General features: G+C 63.2%; 18 protein-coding genes and 1 tRNA gene. 12 read left to right on the top strand and 7 right to left on the bottom strand.

Annotated features, from left to right (window positions below):
• Positions 1-2 precede the first annotated feature (2 nt).
• The 9 genes from pheA (at position 3) to pyrF (ending at position 9,559) form a co-directional block, all read left to right on the top strand.
• Positions 3-1,100: a prephenate dehydratase gene (pheA, locus tag F3089_RS01095; protein ID WP_151439019.1), complete on the top strand. Its 1,098-nt coding sequence runs from the start codon at positions 3-5 to the stop codon at positions 1,098-1,100.
• Entirely contained in the window at positions 1,100-2,206 is a 1,107-nt protein-coding gene (gene hisC / locus F3089_RS01100; RefSeq protein ID WP_151439020.1) for a histidinol-phosphate transaminase, read from the top strand. Before pheA ends, hisC begins: the two co-directional genes overlap by 1 nt.
• Positions 2,206-4,437 carry a bifunctional prephenate dehydrogenase/3-phosphoshikimate 1-carboxyvinyltransferase gene (locus tag F3089_RS01105; protein WP_151439021.1) on the top strand — a complete coding sequence of 744 codons (2,232 nt, stop codon included), beginning with the start codon at positions 2,206-2,208 and terminating at the stop codon, positions 4,435-4,437. The genes hisC and F3089_RS01105 overlap by 1 nt, the downstream gene beginning before the upstream one ends.
• Positions 4,434-5,117, top strand: a complete 684-nt coding sequence (gene cmk, locus F3089_RS01110; RefSeq protein ID WP_151439022.1) for a (d)CMP kinase — start codon at positions 4,434-4,436, stop codon at positions 5,115-5,117. The genes F3089_RS01105 and cmk overlap by 4 nt, the downstream gene beginning before the upstream one ends.
• Before the next feature lie 132 nt (positions 5,118-5,249).
• Entirely contained in the window at positions 5,250-6,935 is a 1,686-nt protein-coding gene (gene rpsA / locus F3089_RS01115) for a 30S ribosomal protein S1 (RefSeq protein WP_095617478.1), read from the top strand.
• A 99-nt stretch (positions 6,936-7,034) separates the two neighbouring features.
• Positions 7,035-7,349 carry an integration host factor subunit beta gene (locus F3089_RS01120; RefSeq protein ID WP_479694241.1) on the top strand — a complete coding sequence of 105 codons (315 nt, stop codon included), beginning with the start codon at positions 7,035-7,037 and terminating at the stop codon, positions 7,347-7,349.
• An 18-nt stretch (positions 7,350-7,367) separates the two neighbouring features.
• Positions 7,368-7,673, top strand: coding sequence for a lipopolysaccharide assembly protein LapA domain-containing protein (locus F3089_RS01125; RefSeq protein WP_151439023.1), 306 nt, complete (start codon positions 7,368-7,370; stop codon positions 7,671-7,673).
• Entirely contained in the window at positions 7,670-8,839 is a 1,170-nt protein-coding gene (gene lapB, locus F3089_RS01130; protein WP_095617476.1) for a lipopolysaccharide assembly protein LapB, read from the top strand. Before F3089_RS01125 ends, lapB begins: the two co-directional genes overlap by 4 nt.
• Positions 8,840-8,854: 15 nt before the next feature.
• The gene (gene pyrF / locus F3089_RS01135) at positions 8,855-9,559 is read left to right on the top strand and encodes an orotidine-5'-phosphate decarboxylase (RefSeq protein WP_151439024.1); all 705 of its coding nucleotides are present in this window, start codon (positions 8,855-8,857) and stop codon (positions 9,557-9,559) included.
• Here the strand turns inward: pyrF and F3089_RS01140 are convergent.
• The 4 genes from F3089_RS01140 to F3089_RS01155 all read right to left on the bottom strand — a co-directional run bounded on the left by F3089_RS01140 (position 9,556) and on the right by F3089_RS01155 (position 12,074).
• Positions 9,556-9,918, bottom strand: a complete 363-nt coding sequence (locus tag F3089_RS01140) for a translation initiation factor Sui1 (protein WP_151439025.1) — start codon at positions 9,916-9,918, stop codon at positions 9,556-9,558. The two genes, pyrF and F3089_RS01140, sit on opposite strands and share 4 nt — an antisense overlap.
• Positions 9,919-10,171: 253 nt before the next feature.
• Positions 10,172-10,723, bottom strand: a complete 552-nt coding sequence (locus F3089_RS01145; RefSeq protein WP_151439026.1) for a nucleoside 2-deoxyribosyltransferase — start codon at positions 10,721-10,723, stop codon at positions 10,172-10,174.
• 53 nt (positions 10,724-10,776) lie between these two features.
• Positions 10,777-10,852 (bottom strand) — tRNA-Asn (locus F3089_RS01150).
• Positions 10,853-10,889: 37 nt separating this feature from the next.
• A complete protein-coding gene (locus F3089_RS01155) occupies positions 10,890-12,074 on the bottom strand; it encodes a pyridoxal phosphate-dependent aminotransferase (protein WP_151439027.1) in 1,185 nt (394 codons plus the stop codon).
• 108 nt (positions 12,075-12,182) lie between these two features.
• On the opposite strand from F3089_RS01155, the gene uvrB reads away from it, so the two are divergent.
• Complete coding sequence (uvrB, locus tag F3089_RS01160; RefSeq protein ID WP_151439028.1) at positions 12,183-14,210, top strand: excinuclease ABC subunit UvrB; 2,028 nt, start codon at positions 12,183-12,185, stop codon at positions 14,208-14,210.
• A gap of 212 nt (positions 14,211-14,422) precedes the next feature.
• Here uvrB and F3089_RS01165 read toward each other — a convergent pair whose 3' ends face one another.
• On the bottom strand, positions 14,423-15,628 hold the full coding sequence (locus F3089_RS01165; RefSeq protein ID WP_151439029.1) for a cation diffusion facilitator family transporter: 1,206 nt from the start codon (positions 15,626-15,628) through the stop codon (positions 14,423-14,425).
• Positions 15,629-16,062: 434 nt separating this feature from the next.
• On the opposite strand from F3089_RS01165, the gene F3089_RS01170 reads away from it, so the two are divergent.
• Positions 16,063-17,088 carry a quinone-dependent dihydroorotate dehydrogenase gene (locus tag F3089_RS01170; RefSeq protein WP_151439030.1) on the top strand — a complete coding sequence of 342 codons (1,026 nt, stop codon included), beginning with the start codon at positions 16,063-16,065 and terminating at the stop codon, positions 17,086-17,088.
• Between the two features lie 179 nt (positions 17,089-17,267).
• On the opposite strand, the gene rmf is transcribed toward F3089_RS01170, so the two are convergent.
• Entirely contained in the window at positions 17,268-17,480 is a 213-nt protein-coding gene (gene rmf / locus F3089_RS01175; RefSeq protein ID WP_151439031.1) for a ribosome modulation factor, read from the bottom strand.
• Positions 17,481-17,791: 311 nt separating this feature from the next.
• Here rmf and rlmKL point away from each other — a divergent pair, with 311 nt between their 5' ends.
• Complete coding sequence (rlmKL, locus tag F3089_RS01180) at positions 17,792-19,309, top strand: bifunctional 23S rRNA (guanine(2069)-N(7))-methyltransferase RlmK/23S rRNA (guanine(2445)-N(2))-methyltransferase RlmL (protein WP_192497239.1); 1,518 nt, start codon at positions 17,792-17,794, stop codon at positions 19,307-19,309.
• 9 nt (positions 19,310-19,318) lie between these two features.
• Here the strand turns inward: rlmKL and F3089_RS01185 are convergent, their stop codons facing one another.
• The gene (locus tag F3089_RS01185; protein WP_151439033.1) at positions 19,319-19,936 is read right to left on the bottom strand and encodes an outer membrane beta-barrel protein; all 618 of its coding nucleotides are present in this window, start codon (positions 19,934-19,936) and stop codon (positions 19,319-19,321) included.
• Between the last annotated feature and the right edge of the window lie 53 nt (positions 19,937-19,989).

Below are 19,989 nucleotides of genomic sequence, written 5' to 3' on the forward strand. Positions count from 1 at the left end.
CCATGAGCGACGAAGAGGCGCGCCTGGCCCGGTTGCGCGAGCGCATTGACCAGATCGATGACGACCTGCTGCGGCTGATCAGCGAACGGGCCGAGTGCGCCCGGGACGTGGCCGAGGTGAAACAGGAGGCCAACCCGGGAGAAGAGGTGGCGTTCTACCGCCCTGAGCGTGAGGCCCGGATCCTGAGCCGCGTGCGGGAGCGTAACCCGGGCCCGCTGGCGGACGAAGAGATGGCGCGCCTGTTCCGGGAGGTGATGTCCGCCTGCCTGGCGCTGGAAAAGCCCATGACCATTGCCTTCCTGGGGCCTGAAGGGACCTTCACCCAGGCGGCGGCGCTCAAGCATTTCGGTCATTCGGTGCTCAGCACACCGCTGGCGGCCATCGATGATGTCTTCCGCGAGGTGGCGTCCGGCAACGCCCAGTACGGAGTGGTGCCGGTGGAGAACTCCACCGAGGGCATGATCAATCACACCCTCGATATGTTCATGGGGTCGGCACTGAAGATCTGTGGTGAGGTGCAGCTGCGCATCCATCACCATCTTCTCAGGCGCCCGGACCAGGACGAGGCCGGCATCACGCGGATCTATTCGCACCAGCAGTCTTTCGCCCAGTGCCGCAAATGGCTGGACAGTCACTGGCCGGCGGTCGAGCGCATCAAGGTTTCCAGTAATGGTGAAGCCGCCCGCCTGGCCAGTGAGGAAGAGGGCGCGGCCGCCATTGCCGGCGACATGGCCGCCTCCCTCTATGGCCTCGAGCCCGCGCACAGCAACATCGAGGATCGCCCGGACAACACCACCCGTTTCCTGATCATTGGTACCGAAGCGGTGCCGCCCAGCGGGCAGGACAAGACCTCCATCCTGGTCTCCACACGCAACCGCCCGGGGGCGCTCTATGAGCTGCTGGAGCCGTTCAAGCGCGAGGGGATCGACCTGACCCGACTGGAAACGCGGCCCTCGCCCAGCGCCACCTGGGCCTATGTGTTCTACATCGATTTCGTCGGGCACCGGGATGCGCCGGCCGTCCGGGCGGTGCTGGATGAGATCGAAGCCCAGAGTCAGGAGCTGAAGCATCTGGGCTCCTATCCCATGGGGGTGCTGTGATGAGCTGTGATTACGAGGCACTGGCCGCACGTGGGGTGCAGGGCCTGCAGCCGTACCAGCCCGGCAAGCCGGTGGATGAACTGGCCCGTGAGCTGGGTCTGGATCCGGCGCGGATCGTCAAGCTGGCCAGCAACGAGAACCCGCTCGGCCCCAGTGACCGCGTGACGGCGGCTGTTGAAAAAGCCCTGCCTGAAGTGACCCGCTACCCGGATGGCGCCGCCTACACACTGCGCCAGACCCTGGCGGAGCGCCTGAACGTGACACCGGAGATGCTGACCTTTGGCAATGGCTCCAACGACGTGCTTGAGCTGGTGGCTCGCGCCTTTGCCGAGCCGGGCGCCGAAATTGTCTATTCCGAGCATGCCTTCGCCGTCTACCCCATCGTGACCCAGGCCATCGGCGCGGATCACGTGAAGGTGCCCGCCGTGAACTGGGGGCATGATCTGGACGCCATGGCGGCGGCGATCACCGAGCGTACCCGGGTGGTGTTCGTTGCCAACCCGAATAACCCCACGGGAACCGTCGTGGAAAAAGACGCGGTGTATCGCTTCCTCCAGCGGGTGCCGGAGAACGTGATCGTGGTGCTGGACGAGGCCTACTGCGAGTACCTGCAGGGGCCCCAGTACGCGGACGGCGTCCAGTGGCTCAGCGAGTTCCCGAACCTGGTGGTCTCGCGCACCTTCTCCAAGGCCTGGGGCCTGGCGGGGCTGCGCATGGGGTATGGCATCTCCAGCCCCGAGATTGCAGACGTTATCAATCGGGTCCGCCAGCCTTTCAATGCCAATGCGCTTGCCCAGGCGGCGGCGACGGCTGTGCTCGACGACCAGGCCTACATTGACCGGGCCATCGAGGTGAACCGGGCAGGGCTGGAGCAACTGGCAGGCGGCTTCGACCGGCTGGGGCTGGACTACATCCCGTCTGCTGCCAACTTCATTGCCCTGGATACCGGCAGGGACGCCAACGAAGTGAATGACGCACTGTTGCGTGAGGGTGTCATTGTCCGCCCTGTGGGCGCTTACGGCATGCCCCGGCACCTGCGTGTGTCGGTCGGGCTCGAGCACGAGAACCGGCGCTGTCTCGAGGCGCTGGAGAAGGTGCTGGGCTGATGGCCGCCAGCGGCGCGCCTTTGTTCCAGCGCATGGTCGTGATTGGCCTGGGCCTGATCGGCGGTTCCCTGGCGCGGGCCGCGAAGGCCCGGGGGCTGGTGGCCACGGTGGTGGGCTGTGACGAGCGCCCGGGCCCTCTGGAGGAGGGGCGCCGTCTGGGACTGATCGATGAAAGCGAGACGGAGGCGGCGCGCGCGGTCCAGGGGGCGGATCTCGTGGTGCTGGCCGTGCCCGTGCGCGCCAACCGCGCCGTGCTGACGCAGATCCGTGATGCCTTGCCGGAGGGCGCGGTGCTCACGGATGTGGGCAGTGTTAAGGGCGGGTTCGTCGCGGATGTGCGTGGCGTTTTCGGCGAACTGCCCGCGAGAGTTGTTCCCGGTCACCCGATCGCCGGCTCCGAGAAGAGCGGGGTGGGTGCTGCTAATCCGGACCTGTTCCGGGAGCACAAGGTGATCCTGACCCCGGAACCTGAAACCGATGCCGGGGCGCTTGAGAAGGTGTGCCGCCTCTGGTCGGCCTGTGGGGCGGAGGTTCTGACCATGTCCGTCGCCCGGCATGACGAGGTCCTCGCCGCCACCAGTCATCTCCCCCACCTGATCGCTTTCTCGCTGGTGGATACCCTGGCCGGCGAGGACGACAGCCAGGATATCTTCCGCTATGCCGCCGGTGGCTTTCGGGACTTCACGCGCATCGCTGCCAGTGATCCGGTGATGTGGCGGGACATTTTCCTGGCGAACCGCGAGGCGGTGCTGGAAGCGCTGCGGCATTTCCGTGGTGATCTGGACCAGCTCGGTGCGGCCATCGAGGCCGGCGACGGCCAACGTCTGCAGCAGGTGTTCACCCGCGCCAAGGCGGCGCGCGAGCATTTTTCACGAATCCTTTCCGGTGAGGCCTATCTCAACACCATGAACGACCAGACCGTAACCTACACCGCCCGGCCGGGCGGTCCCGTCCAGGGCGACATCCGCGTGCCCGGGGACAAGTCCATGTCCCATCGTGCCATCATGCTCGGTGCCCTGGCTGAGGGCATAACGGATGTCTCTGGCTTCCTCGAGGGCGAGGACAGTCTCGCGACGCTCCAGGCCTTCCGTGACATGGGGGTAACCATCGAGGGGCCGGATGCTGGCTTCGTGCGTATCCACGGCGTGGGCCTGAATGGGCTTCAGCCTCCCCATGGTTCGCTCTACGTGGGCAATTCGGGCACCGCCATGAGGCTTTTTGCTGGGTTGCTGGCAGGGCAGCGCTTTGATACCGAGCTGACCGGCGATGCCAGTCTCACGCGCCGGCCCATGGCACGGGTAGCGGATCCGCTGCGGCTGATGGGAGCGCATATTGATACGGCCGAGGGTGGTCGCCCGCCGCTGCACATCGCCGGCGGCCAGCCGCTGAAAGGTATTGATTACGAGCTGCCCGTGGCCAGCGCCCAAGTCAAATCCTGCCTTCTGCTGGCCGGACTCTATGCTGAGGGTGAGACCGTGGTGACGGAGCCGGCGCCCACCCGGGACCATACTGAGCGCATGCTCAAGGGCTTCGGCTACCCCGTGGTGCAGGACGGCCCGACCGCGCGTGTGACCGGCGGTGGCCGCCTGAGCGCCTGTTCTATCGATGTGCCGGCGGACATTTCCTCGGCCACCTTCTTCATCGTGGCTGCCGCCATTACGCCGGACTCGGACCTGTGGCTGCGCCACGTGGGCGTCAACCCGACCCGTATCGGTGTGGTCAATATCCTGCGCGCGATGGGCGCGGCCATTGAGTTGCATAACGAACGCGAGGCCGGCGGTGAGCCGGTGGCGGATCTGCGGGTTCGCCATGCGCCGCTGAAGGGCATCCGCATTCCCGAGGACCAGGTCCCGCTGGCCATTGATGAGTTCCCGGCGATTTTCGTCGCGGCCGCGAACGCCGAGGGCAGCACCGAGCTGACCGGTGCCGCCGAACTGCGGGTCAAGGAAAGCGACCGGATCCAGGTCATGGCCGATGGGCTGGATGCTCTGGGTGTTGTCAGTGAGGTCCGGGAGGACGGGATCCTGATCCAGGGTGGTGCCTACGGCGGCGGGCGGATCAACAGCCACGGTGACCACCGTATCGCCATGGCCTTCGCGGTGGCGGCCCTGCGCGCATCCGGGCCGGTGATCATTGACGACTGCGCGAACGTCGCTACTTCCTTTCCGGGCTTTGTGGCACTGGCCAACCAGGTCGGGCTGACGGTTGAATCTTCCGAGGAGACGCAATGACAGCATCTGAACAGGCACCGGTGATTGCCGTGGACGGCCCCGGTGGCGCTGGCAAGGGCACCATCACCCAGCTCCTGGCGCGGCGTCTGGGCTGGCATCTGCTGGACAGTGGCGCGCTCTACCGCCTCACGGCACTGGCTGCCATGAAACAGGCGGTGGATTTCGACGACGAGACTTTGCTGGCTGGGGTGGCGGCGGCGCTGGACGTGCGTTTTGAGCCCAGTCCGGGCGACGAGCCCGCTAGAGTCTTTCTGGATGGTGAGGAGGTAACGGGCGCCATCCGCACGGAGGAGTGCGGTGACCGTGCCTCGCGTGTGGCGGCCCTCCCGTCGGTCCGCGAGGCGCTCCTTCAGCGCCAGCGCGACTTCTGCCAGCCGCCGGGGCTGGTGGCCGACGGCCGCGATATGGGCACGGTGGTTTTTCCGGATGCGAGTCACAAGATCTTCCTCACTGCCTCAGCCGAGGAGCGGGCCCGGCGCCGGCACGAGCAGTTGCTGGCCCAGGGGGAGAATGTTAGACTCCCCGACCTTGTAAAAGAGATTCAGGCGCGGGATGAACGGGACATGAACCGTTCCACAGCGCCGCTCAAACCGGCGCACGATGCGCAGGTTGTGGAAACAACCGGATTGTCCATTGACGAGGTGCTGGACCAGGTCCTGGCAGTAACGGGCCGTACCTGACAGCGCCTTTTTGTTATTGGAAAAGTGCCGGCGGGCCGCGTGAGACCAGCATGGCGGTGCGTGGGTGTATGGTGAACAGACCCCGGAGGGCTGGCTCGCGGGGAGCTTGGTATTGATCACATAGGACACACAATGAGCGAAAGCTTTGCGGAACTTTTTGAAGAGAGCCTGAAAGACATTGATATGCAGCCGGGGTCCATTGTCAAGGCCACGGTTGTGGACGTTGACAGTGACTGGGTCACGGTCAACGCGGGACTCAAGTCCGAGGGCATCATCCCGGTTTCCCAGTTCTACAACGAGAACGGGGAGCTGGAAGTCGCGGCAGGCGATGAGGTTGACGTGGCGCTGGACGCCGTGGAAGACGGTTTCGGGGCAACCCGCCTGTCGCGCGAGAAAGCGAAGCGCGCTGAAGCCTGGAAGGAACTGGAAAAGGCCTTCGAGGCGGAAGATGCAGTCAAGGGTGTGATCAATGGCAAGGTCAAGGGCGGTTTCACTGTCGACCTCAAGGGCATTCGGGCCTTCCTGCCGGGCTCCCTGGTTGACGTCCGCCCGGTGCGCGACACCACGCACCTTGAGAACAAAGAGCTCGACTTCAAGGTCATCAAGCTCGATGCCAAGCGCAACAACGTGGTTGTTTCCCGCCGCGCCGTGCTGGAAGCCGAGAACAGCGCCGAGCGTGAGCAGCTGCTCGAGACGCTGACCGAAGGCATGGAAATCAAGGGTATCGTCAAGAACCTGACCGACTACGGTGCCTTCGTGGACCTGGGCGGCGTGGACGGCCTGCTCCACATCACGGACATGGCCTGGAAGCGCATCAAGCATCCGAGCGAGATCGTGAACGTTGGCGACGAGATCAACGTCAAGGTCCTCAAGTTCGACCGTGAACGCAACCGTGTATCCCTGGGTCTGAAGCAGCTGGGCGAGGATCCGTGGGTCAACATCAAGGGCCGCTATCCGGAAAACACCCGCGTACCGGCCAAGGTTACCAACCTGACCGACTACGGCTGCTTCGCCGAGCTGGAAGAGGGCGTCGAAGGTCTGGTGCACGTCTCCGAAATGGACTGGACCAACAAGAACATCCATCCCTCCAAGGTTGTGGATGTAGGCGATGAGATTGAGGTGATGATCCTCGACATCGACGAGGAGCGCCGTCGTATCTCGCTGGGCATCAAGCAGTGCCAGCCGAACCCCTGGGAAGAGTTCTCCCAGAACTACAACAAGGGCGATCGGATTACCGGCAAGATCAAGTCCATTACGGACTTCGGTATCTTCATCGGCCTTGAGGGCGGCATCGACGGCCTGGTGCATCTGTCCGACATCAGCTGGAACGAAACCGGCGAGGAAGCGGTCCGCAAGTACAAGAAGGGCGACGAGGTTGAAACCGTCATCCTGTCCGTGGATCCGGAGCGTGAGCGCATCTCGCTGGGTATCAAGCAACTCGAGAGCGATCCCTTCGCCGAGTTCACTCAGGTCAATGACCGCGGCAGCATCGTGACAGGCACCGTGAGCAGTGTTGATGCCAAGGGCGCAACCGTGACCCTGAATGAAGAGGTGGAAGCCACGCTCAAGGCCTCTGAAATCAGCCGTGACAAGGTTGAGGACGCACGCAATGTGCTCCAGGAAGGCGATGAGGTGGAAGCCAAGATCATCAGCGTTGACCGCAAGAACCGCGTGATCAACCTGTCGATCAAGTCCAAGGACGTTGAGGACGACAAGGAAGCCATGCGGGATGTGCGCGAAAAGGCTGACAACAGCAGCAGCGCCACCACCATTGGTGACCTGATCAAGGAGCAGATGCAGCAGAACGACAACGGCTGAAGCCGGTTCTGCCGCAAAGCATTAAAAAAACGGGCTGTAACAGCCCGTTTTTTTTGTCTTTTTCATCAGGTTCGCTAAACTTAAGGCGTTGCTGAACCTGTGAGGAAGGACAGGACCATGACGAAATCCGAACTGGTAGAAGTGATCGCCTCGAAACAGTCCCAGCTTTCCGGCAAGGATGTGGAGCTGGCGGTCAAGACGATCATTGATCATATGTCCCAGTCCCTTGCCGAAGGGGAGCGGATCGAGATCCGCGGATTCGGGAGCTTCTCCCTGCACTACCGGGCGCCGCGGGTGGGTCGCAATCCCAAGACCGGCGAATCCGTGAATCTGCCCGAAAAGTATGTTCCCCATTTCAAACCGGGCAAGGATCTGCGCGAGAAGGTCAATGACAGCATGAAGGCCGGCTACTGATCCGGCAGGGAGGGCCGGATGGCCAGGATACGTCGTATTGTTCTTGTTCTGCTGGCGCTGGTGCTGGGACTGGCGGCGATGCTGTTCAGCTTCAGCAATCGCCAGGAGGTGGTGCTGGATCTTCTGTTGGTGCAGACGCCACCGATAAGCGTGGCGCTGGTCCTGGTGCTGACCCTGATCGTGGGCGCCCTTCTGGGGGTGGCCGCCATGCTGGTACCGCTGATGCGGGCAAGGGCCGGGCGCAGGCGGGCGGAACGGAAACTTCGCAAGTCTGAACAGTCATCTCGTGGGCTGCAACGGGATCCAGTCAAGAGTATTGAATGAACACCATCCTGCAGTGGCTGTTGCTGGCGGTGGCTGTCGGCACCGGCTGGGCGCTGGGGCGTTGGCGGCTGCGTCGGCAGGCCTCACCCGCTCCCATTGATGATGAGGATCGGCTCCGGGAACGTCTCCAGTTCCTGTTCACCAACTATTCCGACGAAGCCATTGAATCCTTCCTGGACTCGCTGGATGTCAACCGGGAGACGGTGAACCTCCATCTCTCCATTGGTGCCCACTTCCGTGATCGGGGCGAAGTCGAGCGGGCAACCCTGATCCACCAGAACCTGCTGGCGCGACCGGAGCTGCCGGGCCGCTATTCCTCGCAGGTGACCTACGAGCTGGCACTGGACTATCTGGCAGCCGGGCTCCTGGATCGGGCCGAGGCGCTGTTGCACGAGCTGCTGGGCACCCGCTCCTATGGCGCCCGTGCGGCGGAGCAGCTGGTGCTGATCTATCAGCGCGAGCGGGACTGGGAGAAGGCTGTGGAGGTGGCGCGCACCCTGGTAGGTATCAACGATACCCGGGAAATCCGTAAGCAGCTTGCCCATCTTCTGTGTGAACAGGCCTCGGATCAGGGAGCGGTGAGCCGGGTTCCGGACCCACGGGAGCTCCTTGAGCAGGCTCTGTCGTACGATCCGGGCTGTGTCCGCGCCAGTCTGCTTCTGGCGGACCTGGCGCGTGAACGGGGCAACTGGCGCGAGGCCCAGCAGCTGCTTCTGAAGGTATTCGACCAGAACCCGGCCTTTGGTCCGGAGGCGGTACGACGCCTGCTCGGCCTGGCCCGGGAGTTCGGGGTTGAGCGAAAGCTTCGCCGGCGCCTGCACCGGATCTATCGGCATCATCCCTCGACCACGCTGCTGCTCTGCCTGGTAGAGGAGGAGGAGCGCTTCAACTCCAGGGACCAGGCACTGTACCTGCTCCATGGTGAACTGCAGCAGCGCCCGAGCCTTCGGGCCCTGATGCATCTGCTGGAAATGGAGGAGGGGCGGGAGCCGCGCCAGGGCACCACGCCCCATCTGGTACGTCAGGTCGGGCAGCGGTTGCTGGAGAAGCGGCCCGCCTATCAGTGCACCCGCTGTGGCTTTGGTGGCCAGCAGCTGCACTGGCTGTGTCCGAGCTGCAAGAACTGGGAGACCGTCGAGCCCTATCAGGGTGTCGAGGGCGAGTAGTTACGGGAGTCATTGATGGCATCGATTATTGTGGCGCTGGATTTTGCGGACCGGCTGGAGGCACTCCAGCTGGTGGATCAGCTGGACCCGGCCCGTTGCCGGCTGAAAGTGGGCAAGGAGATGTTCACCCGCTTTGGTCCAGGGTTCGTGCAGGCCCTGCAGGGGCGGGGGTTTGAGGTCTTTCTGGATCTGAAATTCCATGATATTCCGAATACCGCGGCCGCTGCTGTGGCCTCGGCGGCGGAGTTGGGAGTGTGGATGGTGAACGTCCATGCGTCCGGCGGACGCCGGATGATGGAGGCCTGTGTCCGCGAGCTGGAGAACTTTGGTGAGGATCGGCCGTTCCTCATCGGGGTGACGGTCCTCACGAGCCTGACCGATTCCGAGCTGAAGGAGATAGGTTGGGAAGAGGGTGCCGGTGCGACGGTGGATCGTCTTTCCAGCCTGGCCCGTGAGTCCGGTCTGGACGGGGTGGTATGTTCGGCGGCCGAGGCGCCGTCGTTGCGTGACGCCATGGGGGCTGACTTCCGGTTGGTGACGCCGGGGATCCGGCCGGCCTTTGCGGCCCAGGGCGATCAGCAGCGGGTCATGACGCCGGCAAAGGCGGTTGCCGCCGGCAGTGATGACCTGGTGATCGGTCGGCCGATCACTCGGGCGGAGGATCCGATGGCGGCACTTGTGGCGATCGAGCAGGAGTTGTCTGAAAGCCGGGGCGTCTAGCCGCCGGCTTTCTTCGCTTTCCAGCCTTTCTTTTCGAGCTCGGCAAGCAGGGTGTCGCGGTGGTCGCCCTGGATTTCAATGACGCCGTCCTTGATGGTGCCGCCGGTGCCGCATTTGGCCTTGAGGGTTTTGGCGAGGGCCTTGAGGTCTTTTTCGGGGAGGTCGAGGCCTGTGATGAGGGTGACGCCTTTGCCTTTGCGGCCCTTGGTTTCGCGCTGGATGCGGACGGTGCCGTCGCTGCTGGTTGAGCGGGTTTCGTTGCTGCACTGGCACTGGTCGAGGGGGTGGCGGCATTCGGGGCAGGTTTTTCCGCCTGCTTCGGTGGAGTAGACGAGGCCGCCTTCTTTGTTCTTGCTCATTGCGTGTGATCCTCCAGCCTGTTGTGTTGCTGCATGGGGCAGGATGAGGCAGCACTAATCGGGAAACGCTGTAAATACATCCCTGTACGCTGCTCTTCCGCCCGTCGCGCTACGCTGTCCTGCTCCGCGCGCCGGTCCTGGGTTGCCCTCCATGACAACCCGTTGGCCCTCAATCGGGCCAACCCATGGCTCCAGAGCTTCCCGCTTAGTGCTGCCTCATCCTGCCCTGATAGTTCTTGGGTGGTTCCGGCCGTTAGAAGTGCTTGGACAGGATCTCAACAGCCTTTCGGAACAGCTCTTCGTCAAATGACTCTTCTGGAGTGAACCCCTCACTCCGCCATTCCAGCGATCCTGAGATAAACGCTCCACCACTGGCTTCAATACCACAATCCAGCATCAGGTTATCGCACAGGCCGAATCCTTCAACCAGGGTGCCATTGGTGTCGGTTTCGGAGCCGCCTGAGACGCGCTGGTTATAGGGGGTGGCGCAGGTGGTGTAGGCGGCGACGGGCTTGCCCTGGGCGGTCATGAAGCCGAGTTCGAAGATAGTGCCGGCGTCGGCGCTGGGGCCTCGGAAGGGGGTGAGGTTGGCGATGAGGCCGTCGGCCTGGTTCATGAGGGTGCGGTTGGCCTCGTAGATGGCGCGGGCCGGGTTGTCGGTGTTTTCGAGGTCCAGGTTGTTGTCGCAGGGGGAGAGGGCCTCGAGGCCGTGTTCGGCGAGGATGGCCTTCTTGGTGGCTTCGATGCGGTTGCGGATGGTCTCGGGGAAGAAGACGTCCGGTCCGGCGAGGTAGATGCTTGCCATTGGGGCCCCTGAAACAGAAAAAGCCGCTCCGTGGAGCGGCTTTTTGTGATGTCTGGCTCCCCGAGCTGGGCTCGAACCAGCGACAACCTGATTAACAGTCAGGTGCTCTACCAACTGAGCTATCGGGGATAAGCGCTGCGTATATTAGGGGCGCTTGGCCCCTTCGTCAAGTCTTGAGAGCCTTCCCGAGTCGCTCGATGGCGTTTTTCAGGTTATCCATGCTGGTGGCGAAGCTCAGGCGCATATGGCCCGGGGTGCCGAAAGCGGAGCCGGGAACCAGGGCGACGCCGGCGGTGTTGAGCAGGTGTTCGGCCATTTCCACGTCGTTGTTCACGCCCTCGGTCGCCTCGATGGCGCCCTGGAAGCCGGGGAAGGCGTAGAAGGTGCCATCGCTTTCGATGCATTCCACACCGGGCAGTTCGTTCAGGGCCTTCACGACATAGTCATGACGCTCGTGGAAGGCCTTCAGCATCTCGGTGACACACTCCTGGGGGCCGTTCAGGGCGGCGGTGGCGCCGGCCTGGGAGATGGAGGCCGGGTTGGAAGTGCTCTGGGACTGGATTTTCTTCATGGCGCCGATCACATCCGCCGGGCCAGCGGCGTAGCCGATGCGCCAGCCGGTCATCGAGTAGGCCTTGGAGACGCCATTGAGTACGAAGGTGCGATTCTTGAGCGAAGGCGTGGCGTTGACGATGTTGATGAACTCGCCGTTCCAGAGGATGTGTTCGTACATGTCGTCGGTGGCGATCATGACGTCCGGATATTCCTCCAGGACTTCGCCGATGGCCGCCAGCTCCTCGCGGCTGTAGGCCTTGCCGCTGGGGTTGGAGGGGCTGTTGATCACGACCAGCTTCGTGCGTTCGGTCAGCGCCCCCCGGATCTGGTCTGCAGTGACCTTGAACCCGGTGTCGGCGCTGCTCTCAAGGATGACGGGCGTGCCCTCGGCGATCTTGACCATATCCGGGTAGGAGACCCAGTACGGCGCGGGGATGATGACCTCGTCACCCGGGTTCAGCAGGGCCAGGGCCAGGTTGAAGAAGCTCTGCTTGCCGCCGCAGGAGACCAGAATCTGGTTGCGTTCGTAGGTCAGGTTGTTGTCCCGGCGGAACTTCTCGATGATGGCGTCCTTGAGCTCGGGCGTGCCGTCCACCGGGGTGTACTTGGTCTTGCCGGCATTGAGGGCGTCCACCGCCGCCTGCTTGATGTGCTCGGGGGTATCAAAGTCGGGCTCGCCGGCACCCAGGCCGATGATGTCCTGGCCGGCAGCGCGCAGCTCGGCTGCCTTGCTGGTGATGGCGAGGGTGGGTGAGGGCTTGATCTGCTGGACGCGGTTGGACAGTTGCGCGCTCAAACTCGGGCTCCTGTTGAAAAGTCGGTGTGCCGGAACAACGTTGTGAACATGATAGCATGAGCTTTCCTGCCATGTGCGATCCCCCGGATCCGAAAGAGACGTAACCCTATGTCGAAAGACGACCTGACGTTCCGAGTGGCTTCGGATTTCGAGCCTGCGGGCGACCAGCCCCAGGCGATTGAGAAGCTGGTTGAGGGCATTCATGACGGCCTGATGCACCAGACACTGCTTGGTGTTACCGGCTCGGGCAAAACCTTCACCATGGCCAAGGTGATTGAGCAGGTGCAGCGCCCGACCATCATCATGGCCCATAACAAGACGCTGGCTGCCCAGCTCTACGGTGAATTCCGGGACTTCTTTCCGGACAACGCCGTCGAGTACTTCGTCTCCTATTACGACTACTACCAGCCGGAGGCCTATGTGCCGGCCTCGGATACCTTCATCGAGAAGGATGCCTCCGTGAACGAGCACATCGAGCAGATGCGGCTTTCCGCGACCAAGGCCCTGCTGGAGCGCCCGGACGCCATTATCGTCTCCACCGTGTCCTCCATCTACGGCCTGGGGGATCCGGAGTCCTACCTGCGCATGATCCTGCACGTGACCCGGGGCGAGCAGGTGGACCAGCGCGACATCGTGCGGCGGCTGGCGGAGCTGCAGTACACCCGTAACGATACCGAGCTGCAGCGGGGTAATTACCGGGTGCGCGGCGAGGTGATCGATGTTTTCCCGGCGGAGTCCGAGGACCAGGCGGTACGTATTGAGCTGTTTGATGACGAGGTGGAGAACATCGCCTGGTTCGATCCGCTGACCGGGGAGATCATCCAGCGTGTGCCGCGTGTCACCATCTACCCCAAGACGCACTATGTGACGCCGCGCGAGAAAATCCTGAATGCGGTGGATTCCATCAAGGAGGAGCTGGATGAGCGCTTGAAGCAGCTGCGTGCCAACAACAAGCTGCTGGAGGCCCAGCGGCTGGAGGAGCGGACCCGCTACGACATGGAGATGATGCTCGAGCTGGGGTACTGCAACGGCATCGAGAACTACTCCCGCTACCTGTCGGGGCGCGAACCGGGGGCGGCACCGCCAACGCTCTTCGACTATCTGCCGGACAACGCGCTTATGATGATCGACGAGTCCCACGTGACCATTCCCCAGATCGGGGGCATGTACAAGGGCGACCGCTCGCGCAAGGAGACGCTGGTGGAGTATGGCTTCCGCCTGCCATCGGCCCTGGACAACCGACCCATGCGGTTTGATGAGTGGGAGCGCATAGCGCCCCAGATGATCTTTGTTTCAGCGACGCCGGCCAAGTACGAGGCGGAGCATGCGGGCCAGGTGGCCGAACAGGTGGTACGGCCTACGGGGCTGGTGGATCCGGAGATCGAGGTGCGCCCGGCCACGACCCAGGTGGATGATCTGCTTTCGGAAGTTCGCCGCTGTGCTGAGGCAGGGGAACGGGTGCTGGTGACCACCATGACCAAGCGCATGGCGGAGGATCTGACGGACTTCCTGGAGGAGCACAATGTGCGGGTGCGTTATCTGCACTCGGATGTGGATACCGTGGAGCGTGTGGAGATTGTGCGCGATCTGCGCCGGGGTGAGTTCGATGTGCTGGTGGGTATCAACCTGCTGCGCGAGGGGCTGGATATGCCCGAGGTCTCGCTTGTGGCGATCCTGGATGCGGACAAGGAGGGCTTTCTGCGTTCGGATCGATCCCTGATCCAGACCATGGGGCGTGCTGCCCGGAATGTGAATGGCAAGGCGATCCTGTACGCGGACCGTGAGACGGGGTCGATGCGCCGCGCTATTGATGAGACGGAGCGCCGGCGCGAGAAGCAGATGGCTCATAACGAGGAGCACGGGATCACGCCCAAGGGGCTGGATAAGAAGGTGGCGGACATCATGGAGGGTGTGCATGTGCAGCGTAAGCGCGGCGACGGGAGCCGTGAGGTGGCCGAGTCGTCGGCGGATTATTCGGTGGATGTGCACGGCAAGGATGCGGATCAGATGATGAAGGAGATCGACCGGCTTGAGGATGAGATGTACAAGGCGGCGTCGAATCTGGAGTTTGAGAAGGCGGCTCGGTTGCGGGATGAGGCGAATAAGTTGAAGGAGGCGACTTTAAGGTATGGCTGAGGTGTTGTCTCAAGCCTGTTGATAGGCTGCCTGGCGCTCAGGGGAGCAGGGGATGCTCTCCGGGAAACGCTGTAAATACATCCCTGTACGCTGCTCTTCCGCCATCCATGGCTCCAGAGCTTCCCTCCGAGGATCCCCTGCTCCCCTGAACACCGAGTTTGTTTTCATTGCGTATCGCGGGAAGCCGCTCCTGCAGAGGGGAGAGTGCAGGGTCAGTTCTGGTTCGGACCGGTGCGGAACTCGTCGGCGTACCAGATGCGGATATCGCCGATCCAGGGCAGGTCGCTGGTGCGGGACTTGAGCTGGCAGGTGAGGCACTGCTGGTTGCGGGAGGCCTCGTTCACCGCGGTGCGGCTTTCCAGGTAGAGCTCCACGGAGACTTCGTCCGACAGGTAGTGCAGCCGGGGCGGGCAGGTGTTGTGGAAGTTGATCAGGTCGCCCCAGCGTTCCTCCAGCTGGTTGGCCACGGCGCTGCGTGAGGGCAGGATGGCGGCGTGGACGTTCTGCTGGACGGCTTCGTCCTCGGCGTCGATGTGGAAGGTGACCTCGCGCACGTCCGGGACGGCTTCCAGGAGGCGGTGTTCAGCGCGCACGCCGATTTCGTGGCCCTCGGAGACGCTGACTTCGGGGTCCACCTGGAGGTGGATGTCGAGGAGGAAGTCGGAGCCCATGCGGCGGCTCTTGATGGCGTTCACCGAGCGGACGCCTTCGGTGGCTTCGGCAACCTCGCGCAGGTGGCGCTGTTTGTCCACCGGCATGGCGGTGTCCACCAGTTCCTTGACGTTGTCCCAGGCGAGGTGCCAGCCGACACGGGCAACGATAACGGCGATGCCACAGGCGGCGACGGCGTCGAGCCAGGGATAGCCCAGCATGGCGCCGGAGGCGCCGAGCATTACCACGACGGAGGAGAAGGCGTCCGTGCGGCTGTGCCAGGCGTTGGCCACCAGCAGGTCGGAGCGTATGGCTTTCCCCACCCTGAGGGTGTAGTGGTAGATCCATTCCTTGCCGAGGACGGCAGCAGCGGCCACCACCAGCACGGGCCAGCCGGGCACGCCGAGGTCGACGTGCATGACCCGCTGCACAGCTTCCCAGGCAAGGACGCCGGCGAGTGCGATCAGGGCGCTGCCGAGTATGACCGCGCCCAGGGTCTCGAAGCGTTCGTGACCGTAGGGGTGGTCTTCGTCCGGCTCCTCACGGGAGATACGGAACAGCACCAGTACCATGATGTCCGAGGCGACATCGGAGAAGGAATGGACGCCGTCCGCGATCAGGGCATACGAGTTGTAGAAAAAGCCGATGATGACCTTCACAACGCCCAGCAGGGCATCCAGAACGAGCCCGACGAGGGTTACCCGGCGAGCGGACTGGAGTTCGCTTTCCGGCGCATGATCAAGGGCTGTGTCTTCGGATGCATTCATAAACCGCACTGCTTCTCTCGGGCGCGCTCAGGATAACCCGGATACGGCGACCGGGGACAGGGCGCAGTGTAAATGGTCTGGCCAACCTTTTCATCCTTCAATGGTAAGGATTGGGGTTGATTTTATGCACAGAAGTGGTTCCGGGGCCTGTTGTTCGCAAAATGCCGTCAAAAGCCGGACTTAGCGCACGGACTTTTATAAGTATCTGAAAAACAATAGAAAATTAGTGGTCAAAAAATAAACAATCTGTAGATTTCCGCCATTGGCAGGCGGTTTGGCGGTTTGCCACAAAAAAATTCACAGAGTTTTCCACAGATTCCGTGGAAAAGGTCACGGCGCTGTCATCGTTCTGACACGGAAAGCCTTTCGCGGCCACCGCCTCCATTCCTGTATACTGCTGGCTTTACAGCAGAAAACCACCCCGGTGATTCCCCATGTACCAGGCCCTGCGCCCCCTTTTTTTCCGGCTTCCTCCCGAAACGGCCCACTGGCTCGCCCTGGAATCGGCCCGGGCGGTTGCGGGAAGCGGGCTGCTTGGGCGTCTGTGGCCCGCACCCCCTGCTGCGCCCGTCGAGGTGATGGGGCTGACCCTGCCGAATCCGGTAGGGCTGGCCGCAGGCCTGGACAAGGAGGGACGCTACATTGATGCTTTGGGGGAGCTGGGATTCGGGTTTCTGGAAATTGGCACGGTCACCCCGCGTCCGCAGCCCGGAAACCCGAAGCCCCGGCTTTTCCGGCTTCCGGCCCATGAGGCCATCATCAACCGCATGGGCTTCAACAACCATGGGCTTGAGGCCATGGCCGCCAACATCCGTGCCAGCCGCTACAGCGGCATATTGGGGATCAATGTCGGCCGTAACAAGGATACTCCGGCGGATCAGGCACTGGATGACTATCTGGCCGGGATTGAGCGCATGTGGTCGCTGGCCGATTATCTCACCATCAACGTGTCCTCTCCCAACACGCCCGGTCTCCGGGATCTGCAGCACGGAGATGCGCTGCGGTCGCTGCTCGCCGGCATCCGGGAGAAGCAGCTGGCGCTGACCGAGTCCATGGGCCATTACGTGCCCATCGCGGTCAAGGTGGCGCCGGACATGGATGAAGCCGCCGTCCGCTTTATGGCGGAAACGCTGCGTGAGGTGGGGATGGATGGCGTCATCGCCACCAATACCACGGTGGATCATTCAGCGGTGCTGCGGGATCCACTGGGCGAGGAAACCGGAGGCCTGAGTGGTCGCCCGCTGGCTGAGCCTTCCACAGCGGTGATCCGCCAGCTCCGTGCTGAGCTGGGGGTGGATTTCCCCATCATCGGGGTGGGCGGCATTACCAGCAGTGCCGCGGCGCTTGCCAAGATCCGGGCGGGGGCTTCGGCGGTCCAGCTCTATTCCGGGCTGATCTATCGGGGTCCGCATCTGGTGGCGGACTGCGCTCGCGCCATTGCGGGTGGTTCCGGGGCCTGAACGAAAACGGGCCCGCGCCGGCGGGCCCGTGGGGGACGAGTGGTCCCCCTTTCGCGTATGCAGAGATGGAGCCTCTGTATGTGTCAGGGGGCGAGTGGCCCCCTCAGGTCTGTAGCCCCTTTACGGTGGCATGCAGTGCTTTCAGGTTTTTCCGGGTTGGCCGCCTCGCGGCGGTCAGTTCACGCTGTCAGATTCGGCATCTTGTGTATTGAGGAGACACCCTGTGTCAGTCCGCTCCAATGGTCTTCCCGACCTTCCCGCCACCCGTTCATCCATTCCTGACGGGTTTCCGGTTTATCCAGTGGGCAGTTTTCCTTGGACCTGCCGGACAAACCTGCCATATAACCGCGTTTGTAGGCGCGGGCTGACATGTCTCGCTTCTGTCTTTTCATGCTCTCTACCTCATGTGGTCACATCGGTCATGAGCGTGCGCACGAATCCGCCACCCTTCATTGAGCGCCCGTCGCGGTCTGTCGGCAGCGTGAAACCGACGGTGATCCGCTCAGGGGCGTTGGCGGATGGATCGATCCTGTCAGGGCCCTTGCCGCCCGATCTTCTCAGGCGGTGTCATTGACGCGTCATAGTCAGTAAAGCGCAAAATCTGAGCAGTGTATACCCAGATAAAACCAATCATGCCCGGGGTTCTGATTGGCGACGCCAATAACCCTTCTGTGACGGGCACAAACGCCAAGGATCCGTGGAATTGAAGACCGATGATTTTTTTGTAACCGCCTCATGGGGCCTTCTGGAGCTGCTGGCAGACGAGATGGCCGCCTTTGGTATTGAGGTGACCGGGCGTGCGTCCGCTGGGCTCTGGGTGCGAACGGACATGGCCGGTGCCCGTGGCATATGCCTGTGGTCACGGCTGGCAAGCCGGGTCACTCTGCATCTCCACCGGGCGCCGGCGGACAGCGCGGACACTGTCCGCAGGGCGGCGAGAGCCATTCCCTGGGAGGCGTGGCTGCGACCGGAGATGACGTTCCGGGTCCGTTTCCAGGGCACCCATGGGGACATCCTGAGCCCGCGTTTCGGCGCCCAGTGCGTCAAGGACGGGTTGATGGAGCGGGTCCGGAGCCAGGGGGGAGCGGAGCCGATCATGACGCCTGATCAACCGGATCTGCCGATACAGGCAAGGCTGCGCCACGGCCAGCTTGAGCTGGGGCTGGATATGGCCGGTGTCAGCCTGCATCAGCGTGGATACCGCAGCGAGGCCGGCGAGGCACCGCTGCGCGAAACGCTGGCCGCCGGGCTGCTGTACCGGGCCGGCTGGCCGGAGGTGGCCAAAGCGGGCGGGGATCTGGTGGACCCGTTCTGCGGCTCGGGGACCATCCTCGTGGAGGCTGCCATGATGGCGACGGATACCGCGCCGGGGCTGTTCCGTGGCTTTGCCTTTGAGGGCTGGCCGGGGGCGGTTACCGAGGGCTGGCCCGCGCAGCGGGCGGAAGCGGACGAGCGCCGGAAACAGGGGCTGGCGGACAGTCGTTCCCGCTTCCGCGGTACGGACATGGATGGTCGTGTGGTGGCGGCCGCCTGGCGCAACATTGAGCGGGCCGGTTTCAGTGACCGGATCCACGTGGAGAAATGCGACGTGGCGGAGTGGCGTATGCCGGAAAAGGCCAGAACCGGCCTGGTCCTGACCAACCCGCCCTACGGTAATCGGCTGGAGTCCCGGGAGCGGGCGGCGGAGCTGTTCCGGATCCTGGGGGAACGGCTCCGCAGCGAGGCTGTGGGTTGGCGTTTCGGGCTGCTGCTGTCGGAATCGGAGCTCGGCCACCAGCTGGGCCTGCGCTCACGGCGCCAGTACCGGTTCTACAATGGCTCACTGGAAACCACGCTGCTGCTGTTCGACATCCGCGAGAACGAGTTCCGTCAGCCGGAGCAGTCGCTGGAGGAGTTGCGCACGGGCATCCCGGAGCCCGCGATCCACAACGAGGAGCGGGCTGCAATGCTGGCCAACCGCCTGCGTAAGAACCGGCGTCACCTGCGCCGGCGGATCAACCAGGCGCCTGACGAGTCCCACTGCCTCTATGATGCGGATATACCGGAATACGCGGTGCGCATCACCCAGACCGGGGAACAGTTGACGGTTACGGAGTACGCGCCGCCGGCCTCGGTACCGGAGAAGGCGGCCCGCCAGAGGCTTGCGGAGGTGCTGGCGGTGGCGCCGGACGTGCTGGGGATTGATCCCGGGGCGGTCTCGTACGAGTACGTCAGGCGCTGAAGAAGCCGCTCAGAAGTCCAGCCGCAGGCCGACGTTCCACTGGCGGATCCGGATGCTGGTGGTAGTGTCCTGATGCAGTTGGCCGTATTCCACGAACAGGCTGGAATTGCCGATGAAATCCACATCCGTGCCCACCAGCCAGCTGCGGCTCATACTGGTTTCGAGGTAGGGCTCCTCGGTCACGGTCACATTGCCGTCGTCATCCTCACTGGTGCGCGTGGCCGTGGTCTCCACGTGGCTCATGCCGAACTGCGCATAGGCGCGTGAGAACATGGTCCAGTGGTAGTAGACGCCGATGTAGGCGCTGGCGTAGTAGTCGATGTTCAGTTCCAGATCAGCGGTCTCTTCCTCGGGGGAGGGCGCTGCGCCCCCCCTTGCCTCAACCTTGATGTGGTCATTCAGGAACTTGCCGAACACGATGCCCGAGGTGGTGACGGTGGCCTTGCCATTGCCGCCACTGAGGTTCTTGTGCCGGAAGTGCGAGCCGGTTACGCCGAGATAGTACTCGCCGGCCTTGCTTTCAGCTTCCGGCTGCTGGGGGCGCTGTGGTCTCTGCTGGGCCATGGCCGGCAGGCTGGTGACCACCAGGAGCGCGGTGCAGGTCAGGAGAACGGGAATGCGGCGCATAGGCTGGCTTATCCGTGGCGCTGAATTGCCGCGGATTGTCACCCACCTGCAGC

This window comes from Halospina sp. K52047b, from assembly GCF_008709855.1.
Classification (GTDB): Bacteria; Pseudomonadota; Gammaproteobacteria; order Pseudomonadales; family Oleiphilaceae; genus Halospina; species Halospina utahensis_B.

Excerpts from the sequence above, each read along its gene's own strand:
- pheA (WP_151439019.1), top strand. The coding sequence starts at position 3 with ATGAGCGACGAAGAGGCGCGCCTGGCCCGGTTGCGCGAGCGCATTGAC.
- hisC (WP_151439020.1), top strand. The coding sequence starts at position 1,100 with ATGAGCTGTGATTACGAGGCACTGGCCGCACGTGGGGTGCAGGGCCTG.
- F3089_RS01105 (WP_151439021.1), top strand. The coding sequence starts at position 2,206 with ATGGCCGCCAGCGGCGCGCCTTTGTTCCAGCGCATGGTCGTGATTGGC.
- cmk (WP_151439022.1), top strand. The coding sequence starts at position 4,434 with ATGACAGCATCTGAACAGGCACCGGTGATTGCCGTGGACGGCCCCGGT.
- rpsA (WP_095617478.1), top strand. The coding sequence starts at position 5,250 with ATGAGCGAAAGCTTTGCGGAACTTTTTGAAGAGAGCCTGAAAGACATT.
- F3089_RS01125 (WP_151439023.1), top strand. The coding sequence starts at position 7,368 with ATGGCCAGGATACGTCGTATTGTTCTTGTTCTGCTGGCGCTGGTGCTG.
- lapB (WP_095617476.1), top strand. The coding sequence starts at position 7,670 with ATGAACACCATCCTGCAGTGGCTGTTGCTGGCGGTGGCTGTCGGCACC.
- pyrF (WP_151439024.1), top strand. The coding sequence starts at position 8,855 with ATGGCATCGATTATTGTGGCGCTGGATTTTGCGGACCGGCTGGAGGCA.
- F3089_RS01140 (WP_151439025.1), bottom strand. The coding sequence starts at position 9,918 with ATGAGCAAGAACAAAGAAGGCGGCCTCGTCTACTCCACCGAAGCAGGC.
- F3089_RS01145 (WP_151439026.1), bottom strand. The coding sequence starts at position 10,723 with ATGGCAAGCATCTACCTCGCCGGACCGGACGTCTTCTTCCCCGAGACC.
- uvrB (WP_151439028.1), top strand. The coding sequence starts at position 12,183 with ATGTCGAAAGACGACCTGACGTTCCGAGTGGCTTCGGATTTCGAGCCT.
- F3089_RS01165 (WP_151439029.1), bottom strand. The coding sequence starts at position 15,628 with ATGAATGCATCCGAAGACACAGCCCTTGATCATGCGCCGGAAAGCGAA.
- F3089_RS01170 (WP_151439030.1), top strand. The coding sequence starts at position 16,063 with ATGTACCAGGCCCTGCGCCCCCTTTTTTTCCGGCTTCCTCCCGAAACG.
- rmf (WP_151439031.1), bottom strand. The coding sequence starts at position 17,480 with ATGAAAAGACAGAAGCGAGACATGTCAGCCCGCGCCTACAAACGCGGT.
- F3089_RS01185 (WP_151439033.1), bottom strand. The coding sequence starts at position 19,936 with ATGCGCCGCATTCCCGTTCTCCTGACCTGCACCGCGCTCCTGGTGGTC.